This window comes from Streptococcus sp. DD04, assembly GCF_001578725.1.
Taxonomy (GTDB): Bacteria; Bacillota; Bacilli; order Lactobacillales; family Streptococcaceae; genus Streptococcus; species Streptococcus sinensis.
Map to the genome: position 1 here is coordinate 540,567 of NZ_KQ968976.1, position 3,488 is coordinate 544,054.

General features: G+C 43.7%; 3 protein-coding genes. 1 reads left to right on the forward strand and 2 read right to left on the reverse strand.

Going from position 1 to position 3,488, the window contains the following annotated elements; genetic code table 11:
* Window positions 1–343 precede the first annotated feature (343 nt).
* Window positions 344–622 carry a DUF3165 family protein gene (locus tag STRDD04_RS02625; RefSeq protein WP_037615954.1) on the reverse strand — a complete coding sequence of 93 codons (279 nt, stop codon included), beginning with the start codon at window positions 620–622 and terminating at the stop codon, window positions 344–346.
* A gap of 35 nt (window positions 623–657) precedes the next feature.
* A complete protein-coding gene (gene typA, locus STRDD04_RS02630) occupies window positions 658–2,505 on the reverse strand; it encodes a translational GTPase TypA (RefSeq protein ID WP_062199099.1) in 1,848 nt (615 codons plus the stop codon).
* 259 nt (window positions 2,506–2,764) lie between these two features.
* Here typA and STRDD04_RS02635 point away from each other — a divergent pair.
* Window positions 2,765–3,488: 16S rRNA pseudouridine(516) synthase (locus tag STRDD04_RS02635; protein WP_062199100.1), on the forward strand; the 724-nt coding region annotated here is incomplete at its 3' end.

Consider the following 3,488-nt stretch of genomic DNA (forward strand, 5'->3'; position numbering starts at 1 on the left):
AGATTTGGCCAAACCCAACACCAAGACTTTCTTATTGGCAAATTTTGAAATATTTTTCATCATAGACCTCTTCATTCATACTTCATTCTATTTTACCTTTTTTTGCGAAAATAAAAAAGCCGAAACAGTTTTTTATTTTTAGCTGTTAAGAAGATTTAACTTTTGTAACAAAGCATTGCCGCTTTAGTCAATAATTGTGATATTGACAGCCAAATTTTTGATTTATCTCACAATAACTCATTATTCCAATAAGAACTCTGTGACACATATCAGTACGCTTTGGACAGCTTGACAAAGTGCTGGAAATGAAAACTGCCCAACTCATCAAAGCTGGGCAGTTATTCTATTCATAATGATTTTCGTCCACGAAATCTCGCCGTCTGACTTTAGGCTTTAAGCGCTCAATATCTCTCAGCGCCCACACAGTCAGAATCATCAGGAAGATTCCTACAAAAAATTCTGAAGGCAATTTAAAAATCTGAAAGAGTCCTAAAGCAAACAAGATAATCAAGGCAACCAGCAAAAGCACAATTGTCAAGATATTCAGCGTTCCTTTAATACTAGCCGGAACGGCAAATACATAGAAAAGCAGGATCAAAATTCCAATGATAAAGTAAACCATGATACTCCTTTCTGCCGCCAGATAGCTTAGATCGCTTATTCTGCCGCTTGTTTTTTCTTGTTTTTATTAGCTTTTTCACGTTCTTGTTTGTTCAAAATTTGCTTGCGCAGACGGATGGACTCTGGCGTTACTTCCATATACTCATCGTCATTCAAAAATTCCAAAGATTCTTCCAAGGTCAAAATGCGCGGTGTCTTGATGACTGCCGTCTGATCCTTGGTGGCAGAACGAACGTTGGTCATCTGCTTGGCTTTGGTGATATTTACTGTCAAATCGTTTTCGCGTGAGTTCTCACCGATAATCATTCCCTCATACACTTCTGTACCTGGATTGACAAAGATGGTTCCACGCTCTTCGATAGACATAATAGAGTAGGTCGTTGCCTTACCAGCATCAATAGATACCAGGGCACCGCGATGACGGCCACCGATTTCACCTGGGATGAGTGGTAGGTATTGATCAAAGGTGTGGTTCATGATTCCATAACCACGAGTCATAGACAAGAACTCAGTTGAGTACCCAATCAAGCCACGAGCTGGAACCAAGAAGACCAATCGAGTCTGACCGTTTCCAGTAGCCACCATATCCAGCATTTCACCCTTGCGCTCAGAAAGGCTTTGGATGACCGAGCCTTGATATTCTTCAGGTGTATCGATTTGGACGCGCTCGAATGGCTCACATTTGACACCGTCGATTTCTTTCACGATAACTTCTGGACGAGATACTTGCAGCTCATAACCTTCCCGACGCATTGTTTCGATCAGGATTGACAAGTGCAACTCACCACGACCTGAAACGATCCACTTGTCTGGTGAATCAGTTGGCTCAACACGTAGCGATACATCTGTTTGCAGTTCAGCCTGCAGACGTTCTTCAACCTTACGAGAAGTCACCCATTTCCCTTCGCGGCCAGCAAAAGGTGAGTTGTTAACCAAGAAGGTCATCTGCAGAGTCGGCTCATCAATATGAAGGATTGGCAGGGCTTCAACAGCATCCGTCGGTGTAATCGTCTCTCCGACAAAGATGTCTTCCATACCAGAAACTGCAATCAAGTCACCCGCTTTGGCTTCATTGATTTCACGACGCTCCAAACCAAAGAAACCAAAAAGTTTCGTCACACGGAAGTTTTTAGTTGTACCATCAAGTTTAGAAAGGGTTACTTGGTCGCCAACTTTGACAGTACCACGGAAGACACGGCCGATACCGATCCGGCCGACGAAGTCATTGTAGTCCAAGAGTGACACTTGGAATTGGAAAGGTTCGTCAGAATTATCCACTGGCGCTGGGATATGCTCAATAATCGTATCAAAAATCGGTGCCATGGTGTGCTCTTGGTCCGCTGGATCATCTGACATAGATGAAGTTCCATTGATAGCTGAAGCATAAACCACTGGGAAGTCCAGCTGGTCATCATCCGCTCCAAGCTCAATAAAGAGTTCCAATACTTCATCCACTACTTCTGCTGGACGAGCAGACGGCTTGTCGATTTTATTCACCACTACGATTGGGACAAGGTCTTGCTCCAAGGCTTTTTTCAAAACAAAGCGGGTCTGAGGCATGGTTCCTTCGTAGGCGTCCACAACCAGAACAACCCCGTCCACCATCTTCATAATCCGCTCAACTTCTCCACCGAAGTCCGCGTGCCCTGGTGTATCCATGATATTGATACGAGTACCTTCGTAAGCCACGGCTGTATTTTTAGCCAAGATGGTAATACCGCGCTCCTTTTCGATATCGTTTGAATCCATTGCCCGCTCTTGCAGCTCTTTACGCTCATCTAGTGTATGAGATTGCTTCAGCAACTCATCAACCAAGGTTGTTTTCCCGTGGTCAACGTGAGCGATAATAGCGATATTGCGAATATCTTCTCTAAATTTTGTCATTTTTTCCTCTAAATCTTATTATTTATTTCCAACTAAAAATTATAACACAGTTTTTTCCAAAAAACACGAGCCAACCAAGTGTAAATGTTTTCATAAGAAAATCGTAAACTGCAGTCCTTTTTGCATTTTTGCTTCTGAAAGAGTATGATAAAAGAAGAAAATCGAGAATTAGATTTACGCTAAAACCTCGCTTTCTTGCTCTGTGACCTTTCACCATTCTCTAAATTGCAAAACGTCCAAACCTTTGAAAGGAAAACTCATGCGCCTTGATAAATTCTTAGCTCAGGCCAAGGTTAGCCGGAAAGAAATGAAACAAAAACTGCGAATAAGGCAGATTGTAATCGACGGTCAGCCTGCTCGTTTCCTCAGTCAAAATGTCGATAGCGGACTCCAGTCCATTAGTCTAGCGGGCTGTTCCTTAAGCCAGCCGGCTCACCGATATTTTCTGATGAACAAGCCTGCCGGTGCTGTCACAGCCAACTCTGATGCAGATAAGACAACCGTTCTGGATCTGATTGCACCAGAAGATTTTAACGACCAGCTTTACTCTGTCGGCCGTCTGGATCGCGACACACGCGGCCTGCTCCTGATTACGGATAACGGGCCACTAGGTTTTCAGCTTCTGCACCCGCAATACCATATCAAAAAGACCTACTATGTCGAAGTAAACGGTCCTCTTGCCCAAGCAGCTACAGCCGCTTTCCAGCAAGGCATTGTCTTTCTGGACGGAACTCAATGCAAGCCAGCCCAGCTTGAGATTCACACGACTAGCCTCAATCACTCCACAGCCTCGGTTACCATCTCTGAGGGTAAGTTTCATCAAATCAAAAAGATGTTTCTGGCAGTTGGTGTCAAGGTCACCTATCTCAAACGCACACATTTTGGTGAATTCCAGCTAGATCCGAACCTAGCAGAAGGAGAATATCGGGCACTAAGGGCTTCCGAGTTAGAGATTATAAAACAATACTTAGAGCAAACTTGGT

Excerpts from the sequence above, each read along its gene's own strand:
- STRDD04_RS02625 (WP_037615954.1), bottom strand. The coding sequence starts at position 622 with ATGGTTTACTTTATCATTGGAATTTTGATCCTGCTTTTCTATGTATTT.
- typA (WP_062199099.1), bottom strand. The coding sequence starts at position 2,505 with ATGACAAAATTTAGAGAAGATATTCGCAATATCGCTATTATCGCTCAC.